At 51.2% G+C, this 23,271-nt stretch carries 18 protein-coding genes; 9 read left to right on the forward strand and 9 right to left on the reverse strand.

Annotated features, from left to right (window positions below):
• Nucleotides 1–32: 32 nt before the first annotated feature.
• From ACYVJM_RS24555 to ACYVJM_RS24565, 3 genes are all read right to left on the reverse strand, one after another.
• Nucleotides 33–5,090 carry a hypothetical protein gene (locus tag ACYVJM_RS24555; protein WP_461150883.1) on the reverse strand — a complete coding sequence of 1,686 codons (5,058 nt, stop codon included), beginning with the start codon at nucleotides 5,088–5,090 and terminating at the stop codon, nucleotides 33–35.
• A 101-nt stretch (nucleotides 5,091–5,191) separates the two neighbouring features.
• Nucleotides 5,192–6,067, reverse strand: a complete 876-nt coding sequence (gene prmA, locus ACYVJM_RS24560) for a 50S ribosomal protein L11 methyltransferase (protein WP_461150884.1) — start codon at nucleotides 6,065–6,067, stop codon at nucleotides 5,192–5,194.
• A gap of 67 nt (nucleotides 6,068–6,134) precedes the next feature.
• Nucleotides 6,135–7,487, reverse strand: coding sequence for a hypothetical protein (locus ACYVJM_RS24565; RefSeq protein ID WP_461150885.1), 1,353 nt, complete (start codon nucleotides 7,485–7,487; stop codon nucleotides 6,135–6,137).
• A gap of 48 nt (nucleotides 7,488–7,535) precedes the next feature.
• Here ACYVJM_RS24565 and ACYVJM_RS24570 point away from each other — a divergent pair, with 48 nt between their 5' ends.
• Both ACYVJM_RS24570 and ACYVJM_RS24575 read left to right on the forward strand, forming a co-directional pair.
• Complete coding sequence (locus ACYVJM_RS24570) at nucleotides 7,536–8,321, forward strand: cysteine hydrolase family protein (RefSeq protein WP_461150886.1); 786 nt, start codon at nucleotides 7,536–7,538, stop codon at nucleotides 8,319–8,321.
• Nucleotides 8,322–8,343: 22 nt separating this feature from the next.
• Entirely contained in the window at nucleotides 8,344–8,973 is a 630-nt protein-coding gene (locus ACYVJM_RS24575; RefSeq protein WP_461150887.1) for an LON peptidase substrate-binding domain-containing protein, read from the forward strand.
• 70 nt (nucleotides 8,974–9,043) lie between these two features.
• Here the strand turns inward: ACYVJM_RS24575 and ACYVJM_RS24580 are convergent, their stop codons facing one another.
• Nucleotides 9,044–10,195 carry an AI-2E family transporter gene (locus ACYVJM_RS24580; RefSeq protein WP_461150888.1) on the reverse strand — a complete coding sequence of 384 codons (1,152 nt, stop codon included), beginning with the start codon at nucleotides 10,193–10,195 and terminating at the stop codon, nucleotides 9,044–9,046.
• Between the two features lie 299 nt (nucleotides 10,196–10,494).
• Between ACYVJM_RS24580 and ACYVJM_RS24585 the strand changes: the two genes are divergently transcribed.
• On the forward strand, nucleotides 10,495–11,202 hold the full coding sequence (locus ACYVJM_RS24585; RefSeq protein WP_461150889.1) for a response regulator transcription factor: 708 nt from the start codon (nucleotides 10,495–10,497) through the stop codon (nucleotides 11,200–11,202).
• A 95-nt stretch (nucleotides 11,203–11,297) separates the two neighbouring features.
• Nucleotides 11,298–12,332: a sensor histidine kinase gene (locus ACYVJM_RS24590; RefSeq protein ID WP_461150890.1), complete on the forward strand. Its 1,035-nt coding sequence runs from the start codon at nucleotides 11,298–11,300 to the stop codon at nucleotides 12,330–12,332.
• Nucleotides 12,333–12,382: 50 nt separating this feature from the next.
• On the opposite strand, the gene ACYVJM_RS24595 is transcribed toward ACYVJM_RS24590, so the two are convergent.
• Nucleotides 12,383–13,648 carry a pepsin/retropepsin-like aspartic protease family protein gene (locus tag ACYVJM_RS24595; RefSeq protein WP_461150891.1) on the reverse strand — a complete coding sequence of 422 codons (1,266 nt, stop codon included), beginning with the start codon at nucleotides 13,646–13,648 and terminating at the stop codon, nucleotides 12,383–12,385.
• Nucleotides 13,649–13,884: 236 nt separating this feature from the next.
• Between ACYVJM_RS24595 and tpiA the strand changes: the two genes are divergently transcribed.
• Together tpiA and ACYVJM_RS24605 are read left to right on the forward strand one after the other, a co-directional pair.
• The gene (gene tpiA / locus ACYVJM_RS24600; protein ID WP_461150892.1) at nucleotides 13,885–14,649 is read left to right on the forward strand and encodes a triose-phosphate isomerase; all 765 of its coding nucleotides are present in this window, start codon (nucleotides 13,885–13,887) and stop codon (nucleotides 14,647–14,649) included.
• Between the two features lie 90 nt (nucleotides 14,650–14,739).
• Nucleotides 14,740–15,234, forward strand: coding sequence for a cupin domain-containing protein (locus ACYVJM_RS24605; RefSeq protein WP_461150893.1), 495 nt, complete (start codon nucleotides 14,740–14,742; stop codon nucleotides 15,232–15,234).
• Between the two features lie 50 nt (nucleotides 15,235–15,284).
• Here ACYVJM_RS24605 and ACYVJM_RS24610 read toward each other — a convergent pair whose 3' ends face one another.
• The 4 genes from ACYVJM_RS24610 to ACYVJM_RS24625 form a co-directional block, all read right to left on the reverse strand.
• On the reverse strand, nucleotides 15,285–17,564 hold the full coding sequence (locus ACYVJM_RS24610) for a fused MFS/spermidine synthase (protein WP_461150894.1): 2,280 nt from the start codon (nucleotides 17,562–17,564) through the stop codon (nucleotides 15,285–15,287).
• Nucleotides 17,565–17,621: 57 nt separating this feature from the next.
• A complete protein-coding gene (locus ACYVJM_RS24615; protein ID WP_461150895.1) occupies nucleotides 17,622–18,677 on the reverse strand; it encodes a hypothetical protein in 1,056 nt (351 codons plus the stop codon).
• Nucleotides 18,661–19,320, reverse strand: coding sequence for a hypothetical protein (locus ACYVJM_RS24620; RefSeq protein WP_461150896.1), 660 nt, complete (start codon nucleotides 19,318–19,320; stop codon nucleotides 18,661–18,663). Before ACYVJM_RS24620 ends, ACYVJM_RS24615 begins: the two co-directional genes overlap by 17 nt.
• An 82-nt stretch (nucleotides 19,321–19,402) precedes the next feature.
• A complete protein-coding gene (locus ACYVJM_RS24625; RefSeq protein ID WP_461150897.1) occupies nucleotides 19,403–19,990 on the reverse strand; it encodes an RNA polymerase sigma factor in 588 nt (195 codons plus the stop codon).
• Between the two features lie 162 nt (nucleotides 19,991–20,152).
• Between ACYVJM_RS24625 and ACYVJM_RS24630 the strand changes: the two genes are divergently transcribed.
• The 3 genes from ACYVJM_RS24630 (at nucleotide 20,153) to ACYVJM_RS24640 (ending at nucleotide 23,260) form a co-directional block, all read left to right on the forward strand.
• Complete coding sequence (locus ACYVJM_RS24630; RefSeq protein ID WP_461150898.1) at nucleotides 20,153–20,593, forward strand: hypothetical protein; 441 nt, start codon at nucleotides 20,153–20,155, stop codon at nucleotides 20,591–20,593.
• A gap of 80 nt (nucleotides 20,594–20,673) precedes the next feature.
• Entirely contained in the window at nucleotides 20,674–22,968 is a 2,295-nt protein-coding gene (locus ACYVJM_RS24635; RefSeq protein ID WP_461150899.1) for an ATP-dependent helicase, read from the forward strand.
• 52 nt (nucleotides 22,969–23,020) lie between these two features.
• Nucleotides 23,021–23,260: a type II toxin-antitoxin system HicB family antitoxin gene (locus tag ACYVJM_RS24640; protein ID WP_461150900.1), complete on the forward strand. Its 240-nt coding sequence runs from the start codon at nucleotides 23,021–23,023 to the stop codon at nucleotides 23,258–23,260.
• Nucleotides 23,261–23,271: the final 11 nt, after the last annotated feature.

Below are 23,271 nucleotides of genomic sequence, written 5' to 3' on the forward strand. Positions count from 1 at the left end.
TTCACAGCCCACCGGGACGGTCGGTATCACAGTTAAAACCCTTCTTTCTCAGCCTCTTTGTCTTTTTTCTTCTCGTCTTTTTTCTTCTCCTCCTTCACTACTTTCTGGCCGGGTTGGATCTTGGGCTTCGGCGCGGGTTTGGTTTTTGTTTTGTACTGATCCAGATACCGGTCAACGAATAGAGATTTCTCATCGGCGGTGGCTGCTACCACTTCAATCGTGGCCTTACCCGAATTTTTAGACCCGGCCAGCAAACGATCATTGATGTCCTGCTCGGAGGTAACAATGGCCAGTTGGCCCAGACCCGTTGGCGTGCTGGCTGGTTTATAATCGTAAAATACCCATACATCGGGCGACGATTCGAGGTAGATGCTGGCTTCGTCGCCGTTGCCCGTCTTTCTGATTTCGACGAAGCCGTCCATCTGGGCGTTTACGTCGGTGGCCATCATATTCGACACGCCTAGTTTCCCTACGCTGTAGAAGGTATTGTATTTGGTAGACCAGCGCAGATTCGCATTGGCAAGCACCAGCATGGTATTTAATTTGGGCGATGCCTGACTAAGTGGCACGTGCTGATTCTGAGCTTTGAGCCGGTACGCATCCACCGCCTGCTGACCAATCAGCGGCACCAGTTTGTCAGATAAGCGGTTTAGATCGTCATCAGCTGCTTCGTCATTTTTCTCCTCCAGATTCGCCTTAACGATCTTATCTGAAATCAGCGCCGTAATCGGATCTGGAACGGGGAAGGCAAACGCCAGCAGTGTGTTGAACCGGTACTGACTACTGTCGATGTTGACCCGCGCCGAACCCGACGCCATCAGGTATTCGCGCGGCCCTGCATTCAACAGGTTCATCTTCCCCTTGAAGGTCATCAAACCACGGGCGTCATTGAACGTAAACGCATTTTCAACCTCGTCTTCCACGACAGCTACCGCAGCGGTGCTATCTGTTTTAACGCTGTCTGCGGCAGGAGCGGTGGCAGCGGACGACTCAGCAGATAGATCACTGCCTTTGGAGGCTATGCGATACACTTTATCTTTTTCGTCGTAGCGCATGATACCCGTTGCGGTAAACAGGTCATCGTCTTTGGAATCTTCTTTCGGCGAGAGGAACGTTGGGTACAAACCTGCATTACCGAGCCGGAAATGGATACCGGCCACCAACTGCTGGCCACCTTCGTTTTTCAGATTTTTATCCACCTTCACTTCCAGCCGTTCCTCCACCTTTTCTTTGAAAGGAATCCAGCCGCCAACCAGATCCTGCCGTTTTTTGAGTGCGGGTTTGATAAACCCATCCATGGCCAGATCGGGCGAGGGGGCCTGCATGGCAATGGTTCCTTTGAACAGCATTTTAGGGGCCAGTTGCAGGTTGTCTTCCTCCTCCACTTCGGCACGGGCCACGGTGAAATAAGTCGTTACGGGTTTTGTTGATGCATTCCGTTTGCTGCGCGTAGCTACCCGACCGGCTTTCTTCGTGTCGGCTGTCAGCGATGGGGAATCAGGCTTGGCCACAGATCCGGCGGGGGCTTCCTTCAATTCAAAACTACCCATTTTTATACTGGCCGTATCGCCCTTTGCCGTAGCGAACTGATAGGTGGCGTCGCCCGAGAATTTAGTCCGCGACAGAATCTGAATATTTCCGTTCTTGAGCCGGTGGAACCGGCTTACGGTGTCCAGTTCAAGCCGGGCATTCTTCAGCGGCATCATCTCGCCATTTCGCCGGATAGCCACCTGCCCTTTGTCGGGGTAGATGCGGGCGTCGGCCGAGGTTACGAAAGGTACTCCGCTAATGTTCAACGTTCGTTTCTCCACATCATACAGCCCGCCCGAAGCATTGAACGAGAGACCTTCCTGCTCTTCGGCGATGGCCGTGAATGTCGACGTGTTCACGTCACCCTTCATGGCAATCGTTTTAGCGTTGATGTTCCATTGGGCTCGGTTAATGCTGGTTTTGTAAGCCGCAAACGGAAACTCCATGCTGGAACTTACGGTATCGTCCAGGCTTTCGTTCTTTTTGATCGCCAGCCCGACAATGCCTTTGGCCTGGTTGAAGTCAACGTCGATGCCGTTACCCAGCAGAATGGGCTTGCCAGCAGGTGTACCGGGCGTTTCTTTGTCGGCTATGATCTTAAATTGTGCGTTACTGGCAATGAAGCCTTCTTTATTGAATTTGATACTGCCCGAAACGGCTTCCGAATCTTTACGGCGTATGGTTCCGTTGCCAAACAGACCCGTTGATCGCAACGCCAGTCCACCTTCGAGGTTGGTGGTGGCGTTGTAGAAATTGAAATTATTTTTCTGGGTCGTAATGACCATACTGTCTGCTTTGGGCCACCACTTCAGGCTGTAATTGTTCAACTGAACCTGTGGAAAAAAGGCTTTACCAACCAGCCCTTCTTTAATTTCGCCCTTCTCGCCCGATGCCAGCAGGGAGTCGGTCATAAACAGGATGCCTTTGGTATCCAGACTGGCCGTAAGGTGATTCAGAACGCCCTCCGCCCGAAGCCCGTTCTTGTCCATCGTTAGTTCGCCGGTGAACTTGACCGTCGATGGAACTGCTCCTTTTTTGCTGCTGTACACGGGATAGCCCGTGGCCGGTGCTTTATGGACAAAGCCCAGCGTATTATCGGGCATGGTTTTCAACTCGGCTTTGAACGGCGGAAAAATGCCGTCGGAGTAGAAGGTACCCATGAAGGAGATATCACCCTTGCCCAGACTGTCGTTGTCAATGGCCGGAATTTTGAAGTAAACCTTCTGGTTATAGGTAACATTTCCGCGAATAGGCTGGTTGAAATACACCGTCATCCCCTCGGGCATTACCAGCCGCTGGGTTGTCTTCTTCCCGGCAATACGGCCCGATTTATTGTCGGCTCCACCCAGGTAAACCGTTCCGGGATTTTCGTATTTGATATCCCCGCCTATTTCGCCCTCTTTACCCTGAGCCGCCAGTTTCTGCGACGAGAAGGTAATCGAGTCAATTTTATTGAGTGTCATCCCAAACTTCTCGTAGTCGAATTTGAGGTCGCGACCCGCATACCGGAGCTTCCCGGCTTTGAGTTGTCCGTTTAGGGTAAACGCCCGGTTTTTTCCGACACGCAGGGTTTTATCGGACGGGAAACCGAAAATCTTCAGCGAGTCGGACAGTGTGAACTGGTTGACTCCGCGAATGGTCAGGATTTTATCGTCCAGATTGATCGTCGCGTTTTTGGTGCTGTCGTTCGATGAGAAGATCGATTGCACCTGAAAATTATCGTAGTCCTTTTTCTGGGTATACGCCAGTACGTAGAGATACCCTTTCCGGCTCAGGCGCATTTCCTGCGTATTGGGGTTGCGGTCAATGTACCCTTCCAGCACCATCCGCCCCAACGCCCCGCGCAGGGAGGTAGCGTTGACATTTTTGGCAAAGCGGGTAATGTCATCGTCTACAAACGACTGCTGCTTGGTGGTCGAGATGTAGTTCGCCACAATTTGCAGTGGGTGGAAGCCGTAGTCGACCGTCAAGTCGGCGTAACGCTGGGGGTGGAAATAGTCGAACGACTCGAACCGGACCGGCACTTCACGCTTGGCACCCACCTGGTAGAAATCCACTTTCCGGCGCGGCAAGTCCCATCGAACTACCTCGGGCATGATGTAGAATTTGTGGTACGAATCGGCGTAGGGCACCCGAGCGTAATCGGTACGCTGTTCGCGGTCGAGCCAGGCGATCTTTTGGTTTTTATCGTACCGAAATTTCACCGACGGGTGCGACACAGAGTCCGTATCGACATACCCGATGAACGATGCCGAATTCGCCGAGATCATGGGAAGCGATTTACTCATTGGCGCTTTGGCCGGTTCGGGTGTGGTGTTGAAACCCGACGAAGCCAGTCCGGCCTGCGTAGAATCCGCCCGACCGCCAACGGTCGTAGTCGTGTCGCTCATGTTGAAGTCGAACCGGCGGCTGCTGGCTTTAAAGGCAGGCTTCCCGTTGTATTTCACGATAAGCTGCGCGGGCTGCCCACTGGCCGAAGCGCCCACCATCTGCGTACCCGAAAGCGCCAAACCACCCCGATACTCGATATCCGATCCCAGATCGGGCATCTTTACGTCGTTCTGCCACGACATGAAGCGCGGATACGTGACTGGCCCGCCCTTTTTCTTACTGACGTATTCGAATACGCCTTTAATGGGTTTGGTGGTGCCGTAAGTCAGCGTTACGTCGTCGGCCTGCAAGCGCGGGTTCATGGTAATTAGGGCATACTCGCTCAGGGTCACGAAAATATCCGGCCGACCGGCGGTTGCCCAGGTAAACTTGCCCCCCTGCCCCACCAGTGTTCCATCTTTGAGCATCAGATCGCCACTGGTATTCGCCAGCACGGCCGAGTCGCCGTTGGCAATCATGGCCAGCGATACATCTTTCAGGGTAATGACTGCCCCCGAAACGGTTGGAATGGGCCGACGTTGGGGAATGTACTGCGGCCCCAACTGGCGCGGCATGGTCGAATCGACAGCAGGCGTATCCCACCCATCGAAGCGCGACCGTTCGGCGGCAGCTTTAGCCGCAGCGATCGAATCGGCGGGCGTTTTTATGGCATCGGGTTTGTTGGCTATCTGCACATTATCGACGTAGCGGAACTGGTACGAGCCACCCAGGGCGTAGAGCTTGTTGTACGAACCGGCATACAGCTCCTGACGCTCCATAAACCGCCGGGTTGTTTCCAGACTTTTGGCGAAGACTTTCGGATCGTTGGCCTCGAACAGCTTTTCGGCGATAGTCAGAATCCCATCGACATTACCGCCGGATGGCTGCTGTGCGGCCAGGTAAAGCGACTCGTAGAAGGGTCCGAAATGCGTAGCTGCCTGAAGCCGTTTCTGGTTCATCTTCCGGCTTAGCACCATGACCCGCTCCTGCTGCTGCGCCGACAGCTTATTCTCCGACCAGAGCGATTGCAGGTTCGTACCGGCCCGAACGGCCACCGGTCCGCCCGTGGCCATCAGTTTCTGCACCTCGGCCACAAACTGGTCGGGCTTGTCCGAAAGCCGAACCGCCTGCCCAAAGGCGCTGGTAATGCTCAGGAAAGCAACAATAAGGCTGTACTGTATCCGATTCATATAGCTTATAGCCGATGTAAACGCAGTCAGGCCGGCGTTCCCATCAACGTTTATTAAATGATGAAGGCGTCCATTGATTTGTTGTCAAGTCTTACAGATGTTTATAAAACACCCGGTACCAACGTTGATTTCTGAAACAACAATGATGTCCACTCCCGAATTGCCATCCCCTTCACGGGCGTTAGACCAGATTCGCGGGCTTTCTGTTCGATATCGACCGCATCATGTTCGTAGAAACCACTCACCAGCAAATAGCCGTCTTCTTTTAAAAGATCGGTGTAAATCGGAATTTCGCGGAGCAGTACATTTCGGTTGATATTGGCCAGTATACTGTCAAAAACAGCGGGTGTCCAGTCGAGTATGTTGTTCGGTGAGTTTATGTCATCGATCGTCCCCTGAAATACCGTGATTTGCGGGCAGCTGTTCAGCTCGGCGTTTTCGCGGGCATTTTCAACGGCCCACTCTTCAATATCGAACGCCAGTACGTTCGCAGCACCCATTTTCGCGGCCAGAATCGCCAGAATGCCGGTTCCGCTGCCCACATCGAGCACCGTTTTGCCCGAGAAATCGAGACCAAGCTGCTGCTCCATCATCATGGCTGTGGTTTCGTGGTGGCCCGTTCCAAACGACATCTTCGGGTTAATGACAATGTCGTAACGAAACCGGGCATCCGACTCATGGAAGGACGCCCGGACCCGGACCTGGTCGGCAACTTCTATCGGCTCATAATCTCTCTCCCACTCGGCGTTCCAGTTTCGCTTTTCTAACGAATTGACTTCATAAGCTATTGCAGTTTGATCGGCGTATTTCGCAATCAGTTCAGGAATGGCCTCCTCGTTGAAGTCAGGCTCTGTAATGTAGGCGTTCAGTCCCTCGTCGGTTTCGACAAATGACTCATACCCAAGTTCGGCGAGTTCGGCGGTGAGGATGTCGGTATAGTCGGGCGACAGACGGAGTTGTAGTTCAATGTAATTCATACATCAAAGTAACGAAAAAGGGCAAGCTGTTTGGCTTACCCTCTTAGAAACTACCGATATGGTTTCGCTATAACGTCCCGGCTTTCATCTTTTTCAATGACTCTTCCAGCGACGTTACCATGGGTGAGTTACGATCTTTTTCTTTTTTCACAGCTTTCGTCTGCCATTCCAGAGCCTCTTCTTTGCGACCCAGCCAGTACAGAATATGCGCGTAGGTATCCAGCAGGCTCCCGTCTTCGCGGTACTCAAGACTTCGCTTCGACCAACTGAGGGCTTTGTTGAGGTAAACCGGGTCGCGCGTTAGCTCCTGAAATTCCCAGGCGGCCTGGTTGAGCGCGCTCACAAACCGCTGGGTGTTCGGAAATGCCATTACCTGAACCACCTGTACGGGAGCGTTGGGCCGGGTAAGCGGTCTGCTCGACCCTGGCAACTCGCCCCGCATTCGGCGCTGGCTGTCCAGCTCGTCCAGTTTCTGAATCGAGTCGACTCGGGCAGTCATGAACTGCTTATCGTAGTAATCGGATGCCATTCGTAAGTATTGAAGTGTATCCTGAATACCCCGGAAATAGCGCATCAGAACCCAGTCGTGAGCCGCCCTTCCATTTTTATAGTCATTATTGTAGGTTCTTAGTCTGAAGATTGCCGTCTTCATGGCTAATTCGACGTCATGGTCCTTAATGGCTTTTCGCAGGGAGTTATTTGTAATCTGACCATTAAGCTCAACGGCTCTGTTCCACCCAACCGCTTTATAGAGACTATCCGTCATGGCGTAGTTACGACGGAATATTTGATCGGCCTGACTGCCTACTACGGGTGCCTGGTCGAAAATAAACCGGAGTAACGACCCGGATTGTAGGGAGTCTGCCGGAAGGCTGGCCACAAACGCATCCAGCGGCTCAGTATTCGACAGGCCCAATTCACGCAACCGGTTTATGTAGGCGCGCATAAATGCCGATGACCGCTCCCCTTTGGCATAGGCTTCTGCCATGACTTTCAGCGGTCGCTCCTGATGCCGGGTGAGTGCTTCTTCGGCTTTTTCGAGGTAAATCCGGTCGAACGTGGTGGTACCACAGTAGCGAGCCAGCGGATTCTCGTCCGCATCCAGATACACCGATGAGGGCGTACACTCGACCTGTAGTTTTTCAACCAGCTCTTTGCCGATCCCCGCGGTTCCATTCGTCCGGAAACTAATGAAATGTAGGGCGAACTTCTCCCGTACCAGTGGGCTTCTGAAGGCTACCGACGCTACTTCACCACACCCCCCGCAGCCGGGATTATCGAGGTGCAAGAACAACAGTTTTTTCTCTTTTTTAGCTTTCTTTACGGCATCGGCCCAACTGCCTTTTTCAAAAACTATACCTTGTGCCGAAACTAGTCCCGACATTATCAGGACCATTAATAGTGAATAGAAAGTTTTCATACGCTGATACAAAGAAGATGGCTGTGTATTGGCAAGATACGTTAAAACATGACAAATGTCTTTCTCATCATAGACACTCAGTTCGATTTCTGCCATCCTCAGGGTGCCCTGTTTGTACCCGGAGCGGAGCAGGATGTTGAGCGCATGTCGGCGCTGATTCGAAACCACGCCGATCAGATCGATCACATTGTCGTTACGCTCGACACGCACCAGGTTCTCGATATTGCGCACCCACTTTTCTGGCACGATGCATCGGGCAAGCACCCGGCACCGTTTACCCGTATTTCGGGCGAGGAGGTCGATGCGGGCCGATGGATACCCCGTTTCTCACCCGAAAAAGCCATTGCTTACATTCACAATCTCGAAGCCGATGGGCAGTTTGCGCACTTTATCTGGCCCGAACATTGCCTGATTGGCTCGCGTGGGGCAGCCCTGCATGATACGTTGCTCGACGCGCTCAAGAATTGGTCACAGCAGCGGGACCTCGATTACGTGGCGGTACAAAAAGGGCTGTATCCGCTGTCCGAACACTTCGGTATTTTCCGGGCTCAGGTACCGGATGCAGCCGTACCCGAAACGCAGCTCAATAGGGCGCTCATCGCGGATCTGACCCGTTTTGACTGTATTTACCTGATGGGCGAAGCAAAATCGCACTGTGTAGCAAACAGTCTCAAGCAAATACTGGATTTTGCCCCGGAACTTGTCCCGAAACTTATTTTGGTAACAGATTGCATGTCGGATGTAACGGGACTGGGCTACCTTGCCGACCCAATTTATGCGGAAGCACGATCGAGAAACGTTCGTTTTCTGGAATCAGACGCCCTTTTTAACTAAAAACCCGTACCTTTTCGTCGCTATGGAAAAGACGCTCTCCCTGTTCCCGCTTAACCTGATTGTTTATCCTGGCGAGGATTTGAATCTGCATATTTTTGAACCACGCTACCGCCAGCTCATCAACGAATGCCTGGATGAAGAGCGGACATTTGGTATTCCGGCCTTCATCAACAACAAACTTCCCGGCTACGGTACCGAAATGCACGTCACCACGCTGCATAAACGCTACCCCGACGGCCGAATGGACATCAAGTCGAAAGGCTTAGGCGTTTTTAAACTCGTAAATTTTGAAAATCCGATACCCGGCAAATTATACGCCGGTGGTGAGGTGGAGTTAGTACCCCCCGGCGACAGTTACAGCGCCCACGCATCGGCCCTGACCGAACGGCTGGAACGCTTGTACAACCTCTTGCAAATTGAAACGGATTACTCCGCCACATCCGAAAACTTATCCTACAAGGTGGCGCATAAAGTCGGGCTGTCCATTGAGCAGGAATACGAACTGTTAACCCTCGAAACGGAAGCCGAACGCCAGCTTTTCCTCATCCAGCACCTCAACAACGTACTTCCCGTGGTGTCGGACATGGAGCGTACCAAACAGCGCATTCGCATGAACGGCCACTTCAAAAACCTCGACCCACTAAATTTTTAATTATCAATGAATGAAGGATAGAATGAGTGAACGGCTTCCATAAAATACTCACTCATTCTATCATTGATAATTAATTTTTCTCCTCCACCTTCCCGACTTTCTTGGCTCGTTTGGGTAGCTGGTCGGCTAGTTCCTGGAGGTTTTTGATGGGTGGGCGTGGCTTTTCGGCTTCGCCGATCACGAAGCCGTATGGTTTGAGGGCTTCTACAGAATCGAAAATAACTTTTATGATGGCCGTCATGGGCAAGGCTAAGATCAGGCCCGGTAACCCCCAAACGTTTTCCCACAAAATCAGCACAACGATGGCCGCCAGTGGGTTGATACTCACTTTAGACCCCACAATGTACGGCGTGATGAAATTTCCTTCCAGCGTTTGTACAAACAGGAAGACCCCGATGACGCCCAATGCTTTGAGCGGGTTATCCTGCGTGACAAGCGTGTAGGCCGCCGGTAACAACGAGCCCATCGAAATACCGAAGTAGGGAATCAGCACCAGACAGGCCCCAAAAAAGCCAAAGAAAATGGCGTAATCTACTCCCAGGATGAGTAGCCCGACCGTCATTAAAGTGCCGATGATCAGAATCACCAGTACCAGGCCGGCCAGGTAATCTTTAACGACTTCGTAAATACCGCTCATGACATCGTCGATCTTCGATCGGCGGGTATCTTCGAACACTTTGTAGAAGAAAGAGCGAAAGAAGTCGCGGTACAGTAGAAAAAAGAAGGCAAATAATAAGACCAGAAACAGGTTTGTCAGAATACTGGTGGTCGCCAGCAACGTCGTCGTTAAAATGGTTCCCCCCTCAGCCAGCGCTTGATTCAGGTATTTTTTGATTTCGGATACCTGCCGCTTGCGGTCGATATTCAGTTGTTCGTCGGCAAAGGTCTGAATACTGTCGATGTACTGACTTCCGCGCTTGACAAACTGTGGTATCACTTCCGAGAAGCTACTGATTTGGACCGACACCCCCCAGAACAAAGCCGTCAAGGCACCCAAAGCCAGTAGCAGGCAAATAACAATGGATAGTATTCTCGGAACGCCCCAGTTTTCGAGCCGCTGCACCAGAGGAAACAGTAAAACGGAAAACAGGATGGCAAAAACCAGTGGGATCAGTAAACCCTGTAACTCATGTAAGCCATAGACAATAATAACCAGCGATAACAGCACACAAACAAGTTTTGCGTACGGTGGGAGTTCGATTTCCCGGGAGCGAATATTCATAATGCAAGTAAAAACAACTCGGTAGTTTAATGCTAATTTTCGTTTAAATTTGGATAGCTTACCGTTGTAACCAACTCGTATCCTTTCGCTTTGTTCAGATAGTTTGTCGAGCTTAATGGGGAATTAATGAACTCAAAATCAATTGTCGGGAGAAGGGGCCAAGCAGGAAATAGCTGTTAAGTTTTTGTTAAGTATGCATTAGTGATTCGTAACGTTGCGGATAAGCCGCGTAACTTCGGGCTACCGATGGATTAAAAGAGGTACCAACGGATAAACGATTCTTACCAACTTCACTTCGTATGAGTGCTGCTAAAGCTGCTCAACCATTACACCGCGTTCTAGTCGTTGACGATGACGCCGACATCCTGGAGATGCTCGAATACAATCTGTCTAAAGAAGGCTACGATGTTCGCACTGCAACCGACGGCCGCAAAGCCCTTGAGGTCGCCAGAACATACATGCCCGAATTAGTCCTGCTGGATATCATGATGCCCCATCTGGATGGCATTGAAGCCGGTCGGCAACTTCGCGACATTCCCGAACTCCGCCAGACGTATATTCTCTATCTGACAGCCCGTTCTGAGGAATATTCTGAAGTAGCCGCGTTTGACGTTGGAGCCGATGATTACATTACCAAACCCATCAAGCCCCGCGCCCTGATGAGCCGCATCAACGCGCTGTTCCGTCGAGAAGCCCAGAAAGCCGATCCGGGTGAACAGATCCTGATTGCCGATCTGCTCATCAACCGCAAAAATTACTCGGTCAGCCAGAACGACAAGCAGGTTATTCTGCCCAAGAAAGAATTTGAACTGTTGTTTTTCCTCGCCCAGCACCCAAACAAGGTGTGCAGCCGGGAGGAGTTACTGCAAAAAATTTGGGGAGCCGACATCTACGTTCTCGAACGTACGGTAGACGTTCACATCCGGAAACTCCGCGAAAAAATTGGCGATACCCACATCCGTACGCTGAAGGGAGTCGGGTATATGTTCACCGACCAGCCTGAATAAAGCGTGAAAGAGTGAAAGAGCGAATGCGTGAAATGGTGGTCCGATTTCACGCATTCGCTCTTTCACTCTTTCACGCTTTCACCTTTCTTTGCCCCATGTCTCTTAGTCCCCGTATCATTGCACTTTTGCTGGCCTGCCTGATTTCGGCCATGACGCTGATATTCCTGTCGTTTGTCGATGGGGCTACCAGCAATATCTTGTTTGTTGCAGGTCTTTCCTCCTTTGCCATTTCGTTTTTTCTGGTTCTGTACGCGATCGAGTTACTCGTATTCCGCGAAGTGAACAAGATGTACAAGACCATCCACAAATTAAAAATCCGCGACTTTAACATCTCCCGGAAGGCCATCATCAAAAACACGAATCCGTTCAAAAAGCTGAACGACGAGATTTTCGTTTACGTGGCCAAAAAGCAAAAGGAAATCGATGAACTGAAACGCCTGGAGCTGTTTCGGCGGGAGTTTCTGGCCGATGTATCGCACGAATTAAAGACGCCCATTTTTGCCGCCCAGGGATTTATCCATACGCTGATCGACGGGGCAGTCGATGACGAACGGGTACGGGATAAATTTCTTTCGAAAGCAGCCAAAAGCCTGGATGGTCTGGATGCGCTGGTAAAAGACCTGGTAGCGCTTTCGCAACTGGAAACGGGCGAAGTAAAAATGAATTTCGAGCGGGTCGATCTGGCCCACGTGACGCACGAAATCTTTGAACAGCTTGAGAAAATTGCCCACGCCAAGCGAACATCGCTGGCGTTAAAAAGCACGCCCCCCGGTCCCGTTTGGGTAAAAGCCGATGCGCAGCGTATTCTGCAGGTGATGACCAACCTGATCGAAAATGCGGTTAAATACGGGAACGAAAACGGGCATGTGCAGGTCAATCTGGAAGAAGACAAAAAATTTATTCTTGTTTCCATCCGCGACGATGGCCCTGGTATTCCTCCCGAACACCTGAGCCGGATTTTTGAGCGGTTTTACCGGATCGAAAAAAGCCGTTCCAAGGACCGGGGCGGTACGGGTCTGGGCCTCGCCATCGTAAAACACATCCTGAACGCCCACAAAGCGAAGATTTCCGTAATGAGCAAAGTCGATAAAGGAACAACTTTTCGATTCAAGCTGGAGCGGGTTGAGTAGCCGCATGAGCCGCACACGGTTACAAGGCGATGCACCGCCCGCACTATCGTTTAGATAAGTCGCTTCAGCACAAAGCTTGTTAAAATAATCTGTCCGTTTCGCCGGACCAGTATAGAAACTTCCTTCCCTTCTCCCTTCTGAAGAATTTTGTATATATCACTAACCGTCAGCTCGCTGGCCGAAGTATTATTAACGAACAGAACTTCATCGCCTTCCCGTAAACCAGCCATATCGGCCGGGGAGCCGTCGACGACTTTATCGACATAATAATTTCGAAGCCGTTCACCTTTGGCGCGGAGTTCCATACCGCTCATATCGTGCTCAAAACTCTCGCGCATGAGCCGTTTGATGGGCTTCATGACAATGTATCGATCCGTATAGTTGAAGGTAACGTTGAAGCGTCGCAGCAGCTCACAGCCCACATTACCCTGTCGTTCCGGCATATCGACTAGTTTCATGCCAAAGGCCATGCTGTCTGGAAATGACGCCAGAATGTTATCCAGCTCATACCGGCCAAACCGAACTTTCTGAATACGGCCCATTACGCCATTGATAACCCCGTTGAGGCCCCGGCCCAATTGTGCCCGAATGCTCTTGGCGGGCATGGGCATGGCAGCCGTACTTCGCGAACGGTCAAGCAGCAAGGCATGGCCCGCCCCCGTATCCAGTACTACCCGTAAGGGCAAACTTTTCTCGCCGTCAAACACAGATAATGCGTCGGTATAGGCTTTTGTATCCTGAATGGTAATTGGATAGCGATCGCCTTTACGCTTTCGGTACGTGTACTTTTCCGGCTTCATCAGGGTTATTTCCCGACGCTGAAAATCGACATTGACCACAAAATTGGCAAAGACCTCGTAGCCAAAGATGCCATGAACGGGCGTGCCTACATACTCCGACAGTTTTAGAACATCTTCGTCGAGAATGACCAGGTTATGATGCGCAGCCCGAAGCCCGCCCATGCTCAACGTGTTATCGATGGCGATTGAGGCTGTCAAACTCCCCCCTTCACCAGCCCCACTGATTTTCACTTTTCGGGTAAGCGTCAGCGGCTTTTTAGCAAACGCATTGGGGTCAGTAATGATGGTATTGCTTACGCCTGTGTCCAGAATAAATCGCAGCGTGTCGGATTCGTTGATGCGTACCGGAACGATGATCAGGTTCGAGTGAAGTTGGAACGGGATGCGGGTCCAGGTTCGATTTCCGGTGATGAAAAAACCGTAACGCTCCTTGTCAGGTATTCCCTGCTGGTGATCGTCGCCCCGCGTGACCGCGCAGGTGCATAACAGCCCGATTATCAATACCAGCGTTTTCATATAGAGATTATCTTACATTAAAATTACGCATTTTTTTATCCGAATAACACAAGATTATATCGATTGGTTTTTTCTGTGTATGAATGGTTTAGCCCCCCAGCGACCCGCTAAACAAATTTTAGTAACAGTACGGGCCGGGTGTTCGGCTGAAATGTTCTAATTTCGTCCCGAATTGACAAAGAAACGACTGTTTCTAGGGGTTTATTTATTGGTTCTGAACTCATTATTAATTGATTATGCGGAAAAAAATCGTTGCCGGAAACTGGAAAATGAATAAGACAGCCGAAGAAGCAACAGCCTTGCTATCGGAGGTAATCAATATGGTTAAGGATGAAGTAACCGGCGATGTAGAGGTAGTCCTTTGCCCACCTGCGCTGTATCTGGCTACTGCCCGGCAATACGTGACCCAGGGCGGTAAGGTTGCGCTGGGTGCTCAGAACTGCCATGAGAAAGCATCCGGTGCTTACACGGGTGAAATTTCAGCACCTATGCTTCAGTCCATCGGCGTTGAGTACGTCATTCTGGGACACAGCGAACGGCGGCAGTACTTCAATGAAACCAACGCCCAGTTGGCCGAAAAGGTAAACATTGCTCTGGAGAATGGTCTGAAGCCTATTTTCTGCTGCGGTGAATCCCGCGACCTTCGCGAAAACGGCGATTACGTTGCCTTCGTGAAAGATCAAATTACGGAAAGCCTGTTTCACCTCTCGGCCGAGTCCTTCGCCAATATCGTTATCGCCTACGAACCCATCTGGGCCATCGGTACCGGGCTGACGGCTTCATCGGCCCAGGCGCAGGACATGCATTTTGAACTTCGCCAACACATTGCCGGTCAGTACGGCGATACCGTTGCGCAGGACACGACCATTTTGTACGGGGGCAGCGCCAACGCGCAGAACGCCGAAGAGCTTTTCGCCCGCCCCGACGTTGATGGTGGCCTCATCGGTGGTGCTTCGCTCAAGTCCCGCGATTTCCTGACGGTTGTAAAAGCAGCGCAATAAAAGTAAAACAGTGAAAGAGCGAATGAGTGAACGCGTGGCCTATCAAAGCAACACGCGTTCACTCATTCGCTCTTTCACTCATTCGCCATTATGACAGCCGCTTACTACGTTCGAACCTTCCATATGCAGCCCCATCCGGAAGGAGGCTATTTTGTAGAGACGTACCGCTCAGCCGAGACCATCCCTGAGTCTGCTTTGCCGGGTCGATTTGGCGGAGCACGTTCGTTTGGTACGGCGATTTATTTTCTGCTCGAAAGCCATCATGTATCGGCCCTGCACCGGATCGCATCCGACGAAGTCTGGCATTTTTATGCGGGTGGAGCACTGGAGATTTTTGTAATTACCCCAACCGGCGAGCTAACGGTTGTCCGGCTGGGCAACAACCCAGAAAAAGGTGACGTATTTCAGGCGGTCGTTCCGGCGGGTTGCTGGTTCGGGTCTGCGCCCGCAGCGGGGGTTGACTTCTCACTGGTCGGTTGCACGGTAGCACCCGGTTTCGACTTTGCCGATTTCGAAATGGCCAGCCGTGAGAAGCTGCTGGCGGAGTTCCCTCAGCATAGGGGAGTTATTGAGAGGCTATCGTAGTCGCTCTGCCAGCTCTCTCTCTGATTACCTGCAATTATTATCGAGTTTACTTACTGCGCTTTGTCCCGCTGCCGGATACTGTATTCATCTTTGGGGAATAGGTCTGTATTGATCTCCCGGCCCACCGGCTGATTTCCCGGTATTAAGTGAGTATGTGATCGATAGCGGGTCAAAATCTTCCATAGATCAATACCTGCCGATTTATAATGAGCCTGGCTGAAGCTAGTCATGGCCCGTTGTTGAATGGCGTTCCAGTCGATCGTGATGGGTTTATTACTGCCAATCAGGACTAAGTCATCGACATAAACAATGTACGGGAATACCGTCTGGAACGTGTTGCGGATACGCACCGTAGGAGACCAGGTAACCGCATACCCACCCGGCCGTAACCTCGACCGAAGTAACTCGAAGTATTCTCTCGAATAAATATTCCCCGAAAAAGCCGATGTTGGCCGGAGGGCATCTGCCTCGATCACATCATAAGTGTCAGGGCTATGCTGGAGCGCGTACCGACCATCGCGAAAAATAAGTTTGAGTCGACTGTCCGACAGTACGTTGTTGACACTGCTGTCTTTGGCCTGTACGCCATAGTCCGCCAGGATTTGGGCCTGATTACTAACGATCTCGAAACAGTCGATTTGTCGGGTTTCAGCCCGGCCACCGATGCCCTGAACGGTTCCGGCCGATCCTAACCCAATTACGGCGACGCGTTCCGGGTTGGGGTGCATCATTACGGGCAGACCGCCCAGCAACGTGTGTACATCGTCAATTGAATAAGGCAAAGCACTTTGACCAAGACCGTTGACAAATACAATGCCCGATTGACGGCCGGGCATAAATTTAATGACCGATACGCCCGATTCGTTCTCGTTGAACAGCAGATCGGTTGGCGTATCGACACCGTTCAGGCGTTGCCAAAGGATGGTATTACCCGGAATTAACAGGAGGGCCATGATTTGAACAACCGTCAGCACAGATACGGCCAGCGCGTTGAGATGCCGACGGGCAAACAGCACAAATCCGTAAACCAGGCCAAGCCCGGCAATGAGTTTAAGCAGCATGGCTGTACCCAGAATCGGGAAGCCGACCCACGTAACCAACCAGGCCCCCAGTGCCGAGCCGACGATATTAACGAATTGCAGCCAGCCTATTTTACGTCCTACCTCTTCAAACCGGTCCTGAATCAGCGATTGCGATAGCGCAAAGCTTAACCCCATCAAAAAGGTGGGTACAAACAGCAAAAACAGGGGAATGAGCCCATAGGTGACAATGGCAAAGCTCGGAGATAGAACTGGCTCCCCACTTTTAAAATAATTCCAGAGAAAATCGAGCGCAGAAACGCGTCCGATGGCCTGAACGAACAGGCCTATTGATGCCGCGGTATAAATATACAGGCCCGTTTGTGCCCATAAAAACAGGCGCTCCCGACGCACCGGCGCCCGTAAGGAGAGTCTCCTGCTCAGGCCAACTCCCACCAGCGTACCCAGTGCCATGGAGCCCAGATAGACCGCCAGCAGCATGGAGAAGGTTAGCGAAACAGATTTGATCAGTGACTCCAGAACCCGGAACCAGATCAACTCCAGCGAAAGTGCAGCCAACCCAGACAGGCCGTACTGCACCGACCAGAACGTTAAAGCCGGTGTAAATTGTAACGGGGCGGATGCTGAGTTGTTGGTGTGCTGCCGAAAGCCGGCCGACTGATGCAGCCGTCGTCCCAACCAGAGTGCGCCCACTACGCATAACCCATTGAAGAATACCCCGACCCAGATGGAGGACTCATAGCCTATCCAACGAACCAGCAGGAAGCCGGTAACGAACGCCCCTACTGCCGCCCCCAGTGTGTTTGCAAAGTAAAGCAGGCTGATGTAGCGGCCCTGAGCGGGGCCATCGCTAAACTGGAATGCCCTTGATAAAGCCGGAAGCGAGAAACCCATCAGAAAGGTGGGTAGCAGCAACACGCCAAAGACCACAGCATACATGACAACGGGGCTGGCATTGTCGATTGGGCTGTTGACGTAGAGGATGTCATACAAAACCCACTTGCTGATGGCGGCAAACCCCATGATGCCCGCTTCGGCCCATAGAAAATAACGCAGGTTGCGGGCCGCCAGCGCCCGGTCGGCCAGGCGTCCTCCAAAGAGGTAGCCCAGGCCGAGGCCGGTCATGAAGGCTGATACGATGAGGCTGATGCTGACGGTGTCGGAGCCGGTATAGAAAACCAGCAGCCGCTGCCAGATTACCTGATATAATAGGGCCGCAAATCCGGACAAAAAGAATAGACAGTATAGCAGCCTTATGGAGAATGTTACGGGTCGGGTAAGTAATGTCATACCCGAAATATATATACATCCTGCCTATCCCTGTATATTTCTGATTAAATCAGCTGTCTATCTGAAGCTTACATTACCAAATTTCGATACAACCCTTACTTTGGTGCCCGAACCATTGCCAACTTTACCAATGTACTGCTTGGTAAGCCGCGGGCCGCGGTGACTGTCATTGTCGTTAGGTTGACTGGAGAAGTGCATCGTTGACCCGGACCCGTAATTGAAATTGCCGTAGCTTACGGTCACATCGAAGTCGCAGTCGTTGCTATTGTCCAGCGGCAGACCGACCGACGAATAGGACGCCTGAATGTTCAGGTTATCCGCACTTTTGGGTAGCTGTTCGATCCGGAAACCGTTCGAGAACTCAATTTTGATCTTGCCTGATTCCCGAATGGTACCAATTTTAGCACCCGAGTAATTGATATCTGCATCCAGCTTACCTACATCGCCAATATTCATTTTTCCAAATTTGTTGGTCAGCACCAGCACGTTGGCTTTGGACAGTTCCAGACTACCGTAAGCCATATCCACTTTCCCTTGTCCTATGTTGCCAATGTCCGCCTTACCATAAGCCACATCGATGTCGTTCTGGCGGCTGGTTAACTCATCGGCGCTAAAGTTACCATAGCGGCTATATACGGTTAAAGGCGCCTGAAAAGCGGGGATGCTGGTATCACCAAAACGGTTCCGGACAGTCAGCGCGTTTTGTCGGGGCATCATGACTTCATAATTGATCTTAACGAAGTTGCGCTCACCGCCTTCTTTCCATTTACCCAAACTCCAGTTCGACACACTACTCTGGCTGAAATTGGTGCGGACGGTAATCTGGTTGCCGGATCTTTTCTCTTCAATGGAAACAGCATCCATGAACTTTTGCACCCGCTCGTCGGAGTCTGAATTGGCGATAATGGTGATCTGCACCCGAATTTCGCTTTTATCCCACAGCCCAACCGATACCTGACCGAACTGGTTGTCGACTACCAAATTATCATTACTGCTCACATCGAACAATTTGATAATCGTTTTCTTCTTTTCGATTGCGCCAAATCCTTCATGCTCCTCGGCCCAGGTGAGCATTGGTAACAGGCACAGCAATAGACTACACAGGATTTTCATGAGTTTGTTGTTTAATGCGGTCAATAACATGCAACTGTTCATTCAGCAGGTTAATCTGGAGTTGCAAATTCTGTATCATGGCCTGAATAAGCACTTCCTGGTTTGGGTTTTTGGGTAAGTCTGACTTTAACAATTTGTATGACTTTTCGAGCCGGTCGAGGTCGGAGGCAAACTCCTGATACAAAGCCGGGTTATCTCCCGTCATTTGCTTCAGCTCGGCCCGCTTTACGTCAATCAACTCGGTATAATGGACCACCTCTTTGGCATACAACGGACTGGCCGCTACAACCTCCGGCTGATGCGCAACGCCATACTCATGGTTCATGTACAGAAAAGCACCCGCCAGCAGCAGCACCGCCACCGAAGCCGCCACCCGCCAGTCGAGCGAGGGCCAGCCAATCTGCCTGCCAGCAAATCGGGAGCGGCCAGTATCGGTTTTCGACGGTATCGTTTTCGACGCTCCGTATTCCTCACTGCCTGTTTGAACAGGGTTAATGTGAATCTGACGGAACGGCGTATCGCGGTCGGCTTGCTGCTTGTCCAAACCAGCTTCTATTTTCTGCCACAAACTATTGGGTGGCTCCTTGTCGTCAAAAGCTTCGCGATTATCGCGGACGAAGCGTTCAAGATTATCTTTTTTCATTTTCCTGGTGTCGAATCTAGTGACTCGTCGTTCGTATTTGTTCGTTGTACTCTTCGTTTGCGGCCCTCGTTCAGCACAGTACTTATAATAACTCCAGCAATCGTTTTTTGCCGCGTAAATACTGCGTTCGCGAGGTGGTTTCACTTATGTTCAGGACATTCCCGATTTCTTCGTGGTCATATCCTTCAAATAAGTACAGTGATAACACGACCCGGTACCCTTCCGGCAGTTGCTGCATCGCCCGCTTCACCCGCTCGACTTCCAGTTGTGTACCTTCTTCGTCGTAGGGTTCAGCGTCGGCATAGTCGAGTCCATCGTCCTCACCCAGCCGGTGCGACTCCATATCGACCAGTTCCAACCGCCTTGTACGCAAATGATTGATGGCCCGATGCACGACAATCTGCTTCAACCACGCGCCAAACGTACTCTGGCCCCGAAACGAGTTGATATGACTGAAGGCGTCCATGAAAGCCTCCTGCAATACATCTTCCGCTTCGGCCTCGTGGTTCACAATCCGCAGGCAAACGTTGTACATCGCCTTCACGTATTGCTGATACAGGTCATACTGCGCTCGTCGCTCACCCTGTTGGCAGCGTTTGACCAGGTCGGCATGACGGTCCGGGTAAGGCGGTCCGACCGGTGCACCGTCATGATTTCGGTTCGATTCCAACAGATTCAGCGTCTCGGGGTGGTTTTTAGGTTGTTATCGATAGAAAGAGGCATGAATTTCTGAAATGTTGCACAATAATTCAGAAAAAGACAACGTTTTTGCAGCCGCTCACCTTAGGCGCTGTTTTTCTGTAACTTAGAGCACCAAATTCGTCTAACAGCTATGTACGAACAAAATTATAATTCGCCCTCTCTGGCTCATGACGATGGCACCAATTCTCCGTTTGGTCATCAGCGCATCATCAGCAAGCTAACCGTTGAATTAGGCGTGCTGTATTATCACAAAAAGACAATAGTGCTCATTCCGCTTCCCGAAACACCCTTAGACGAAGGGCCGGGTTTTCCGGTACCCGATGTGATCCTGTTTGACGAGAACCTAGAACAGACTCGTATCATTATTGAAGTTTGTACTAACCGGGGTGTTAACAACGACTTGAAAAAAGTCATTCGACTCATCGAAGACACTGAGTACGGCATTCTCGAAGGCTTTGTCTACAACTATAAAAGCCGCGAGTGGTTTCGCTACCGGAAAGGCGACGGCGGAGCCGCCACAGCCTCGTCTGTTTCAGACGTGATGGGCATCGATATGGGTGAGTTTGTATAGCGCTCAGCCGATTTCCTCCTCCACCCCAACCAAATTTTTTCGTACTTTTACTTGTTATAGAAGGAAGAGATACGAGCCGAATGGTTGATTATATTTCAGGATTAAATGACCCCCAGCGGGAAGCCGTCATGCACGGCAGTGGCCCGCTGATGATTATAGCCGGAGCAGGTTCGGGAAAAACCCGCGTATTGACGTACCGCATTGCTCACCTCATCGAAACCGGCATTGACCCATTCCGAATTCTGTCGCTGACGTTTACCAATAAGGCGGCTGGTGAGATGCGGAACCGGATCGAAAAGGTGGTTGGGACCGAAGCCCGCAACATCTGGATGGGCACGTTCCACTCCGTCTTTGCCAAAATTCTGCGCATTGAAGCCAAAGCCATTGGCTATACCAGCAATTTCTCCATTTACGATACCGACGATTCCAAGTCGTTGCTGCGCAGTATCATAAAAGAAATGGCGCTGGATGATAAAGTGTACCGGGTCAACAGCGTTTTTAGCCGCATTTCCGGCGCTAAAAACCGGCTTATCGGACCGGAAGACTACATTAATAACGCAGTTATTCAGGCCGACGACGAATCGGCGCGGATGCCGCACATTGGAAAGATTTACAAACAGTACGCGCTGCGGTGTTTTGCGGCTAACGCCATGGACTTCGATGACCTGCTGTTCAATACCAACGTGCTGTTCCGCGATCATCTGGATATTCTGCACAAGTACCAGCACAAGTTTCAGCATGTGATGGTCGATGAGTTTCAGGATACCAACGTTTCGCAGTACCTCATCACGCGCAAACTGGCGGCCGTTCACCAGAACATCTGTATCGTGGGCGACGATGCCCAGAGTATTTATGCGTTCCGGGGAGCCAACATCGAGAATATCCTCAACTTCCAGCGCGATTACGGCAAGGAGAACGTCAAAATTGTAAAGCTGGAGCAGAATTACCGCTCCACCAAGACCATTGTAGAAGCCGCGAACTCTATTATTTCCCGGAACAAAAACCAGTTGGAGAAGTCGGTCTTTACGGCCAATGAAGACGGTCCGCTTATCGACCTGATCAAAGCTTCGTCGGATAACGAAGAAGGGCGTCTGGTAGCCTCGTCTATTTTCGAAGCAAAGATGAACGAGTCGCTGACCAACAATGACTTTGCCATTCTGTACCGGACCAACGCCCAGTCGCGGGCTTTTGAAGAAGCACTGCGCAAAGTGAGCATCAAGTACCGGATCATTGGTGGTCTGTCGTTCTACCAGCGGAAAGAGATCAAAGATTTGATTGGCTACCTGCGCTTCACGGTCAACCAACAGGATGAAGAAGCCTTTAAGCGCATCATCAACCTCCCCAAGCGCGGTATTGGCGACACGACCATTGCCAAACTTAGTGTTATAGCTGCCGAAAAGGAGGAATCAATCTGGGAAATCGTGTCCAATATTGGTCAGCACGTAGCAGGTCGCTCGGAAATTCCTATTGAAGGCTTTGCGAACCTGATCAAGAGTTACAAACTCCTGCTCGATCAGAAAGATGCGTTTGAAGTAGCCTCGCACATTGCCAAAACATCGGGTTTGCTCAAGGAACTGTACGACGATAAAACGGTGGAAGGGCTGGCCCGGTACGAAAACGTACAGGAATTGCTGAATGCCATCAAAGAGTTTGTCGATAACCCGGACAATGAAGAAAAAAGCCTGAGTGCGTTCCTTCAGTCCGTTTCGCTGCTCACCACGGCCGATGAAAAGGAAGAGGATGGCGACAACGATAAGGTGACGCTGATGACCATCCACGCGGCTAAAGGACTTGAGTTCAAGAACGTTCACATCGTTGGGCTGGAAGAAGACTTGTTCCCGAGCCAAATGATGCTCGAGAGCCGTAATGACCTCGAAGAAGAGCGTCGCTTGTTTTACGTAGCCGTTACCCGCGCGGAAAAACGCCTGACAGTCTCTTATGCCGAAACGCGGTACCATTATGGACGGCTGAAAATGTGTGAGCCCAGCCGGTTTCTGATGGAGATCGACCAGAAGTACATGAAACTGTCGAAACTTCGGTCGGCACCGAGCCGGACGGATTTCGACCGGCCCGAGCGCGACCGCAGTGAAAGCACTTCGTCGGGTTCTATGAACTTTGTGCGATCGCTGGCGCAGAAAACCGCCCGTTCGCAGGTCCCCCAGCCAACCGTTTCGCACACGCCCTCTTCAGACTTCGCGCCCACCAGCACGGCCGAGTTGGCGGCTGGCCAGCGGGTTGAGCATGCAAAATTCGGATTTGGCACGGTTAAAGCTGTAGATGTGAACGGCACGGAACGCAAAGCCACCATCGCCTTCGAGAAAGCGGGCGAGCGGGTGTTGCTGCTGAGCTTCGCGAAATTGCGGGTAGTTGTCTGAACCGCCGGGCGGCCCGCATGATTTCTAACATTATACTGATTCTCGTGACTCCATGACAACCTTACCATATCGTCTTATTTTAACGCCTGAGCCCGAAGGAAGATGTACGGTGAAAGTTCCCACAATTCGGGGGTGTATCACGTATGGCGAAACAATTGAAGAGGGTATTGCAACGGCAAAAGACGCTATTGAAGGTTGTCTGGCAGTTTTGAAGGTAGAAGGTCAACCCATTCCGCCAGACGATAGTCAGACAGTAGCGTATTTACTTGGTTTAACGACCGCGTTGGTATGAATTTATCACCA

This window comes from Spirosoma pulveris, from assembly GCF_054781875.1.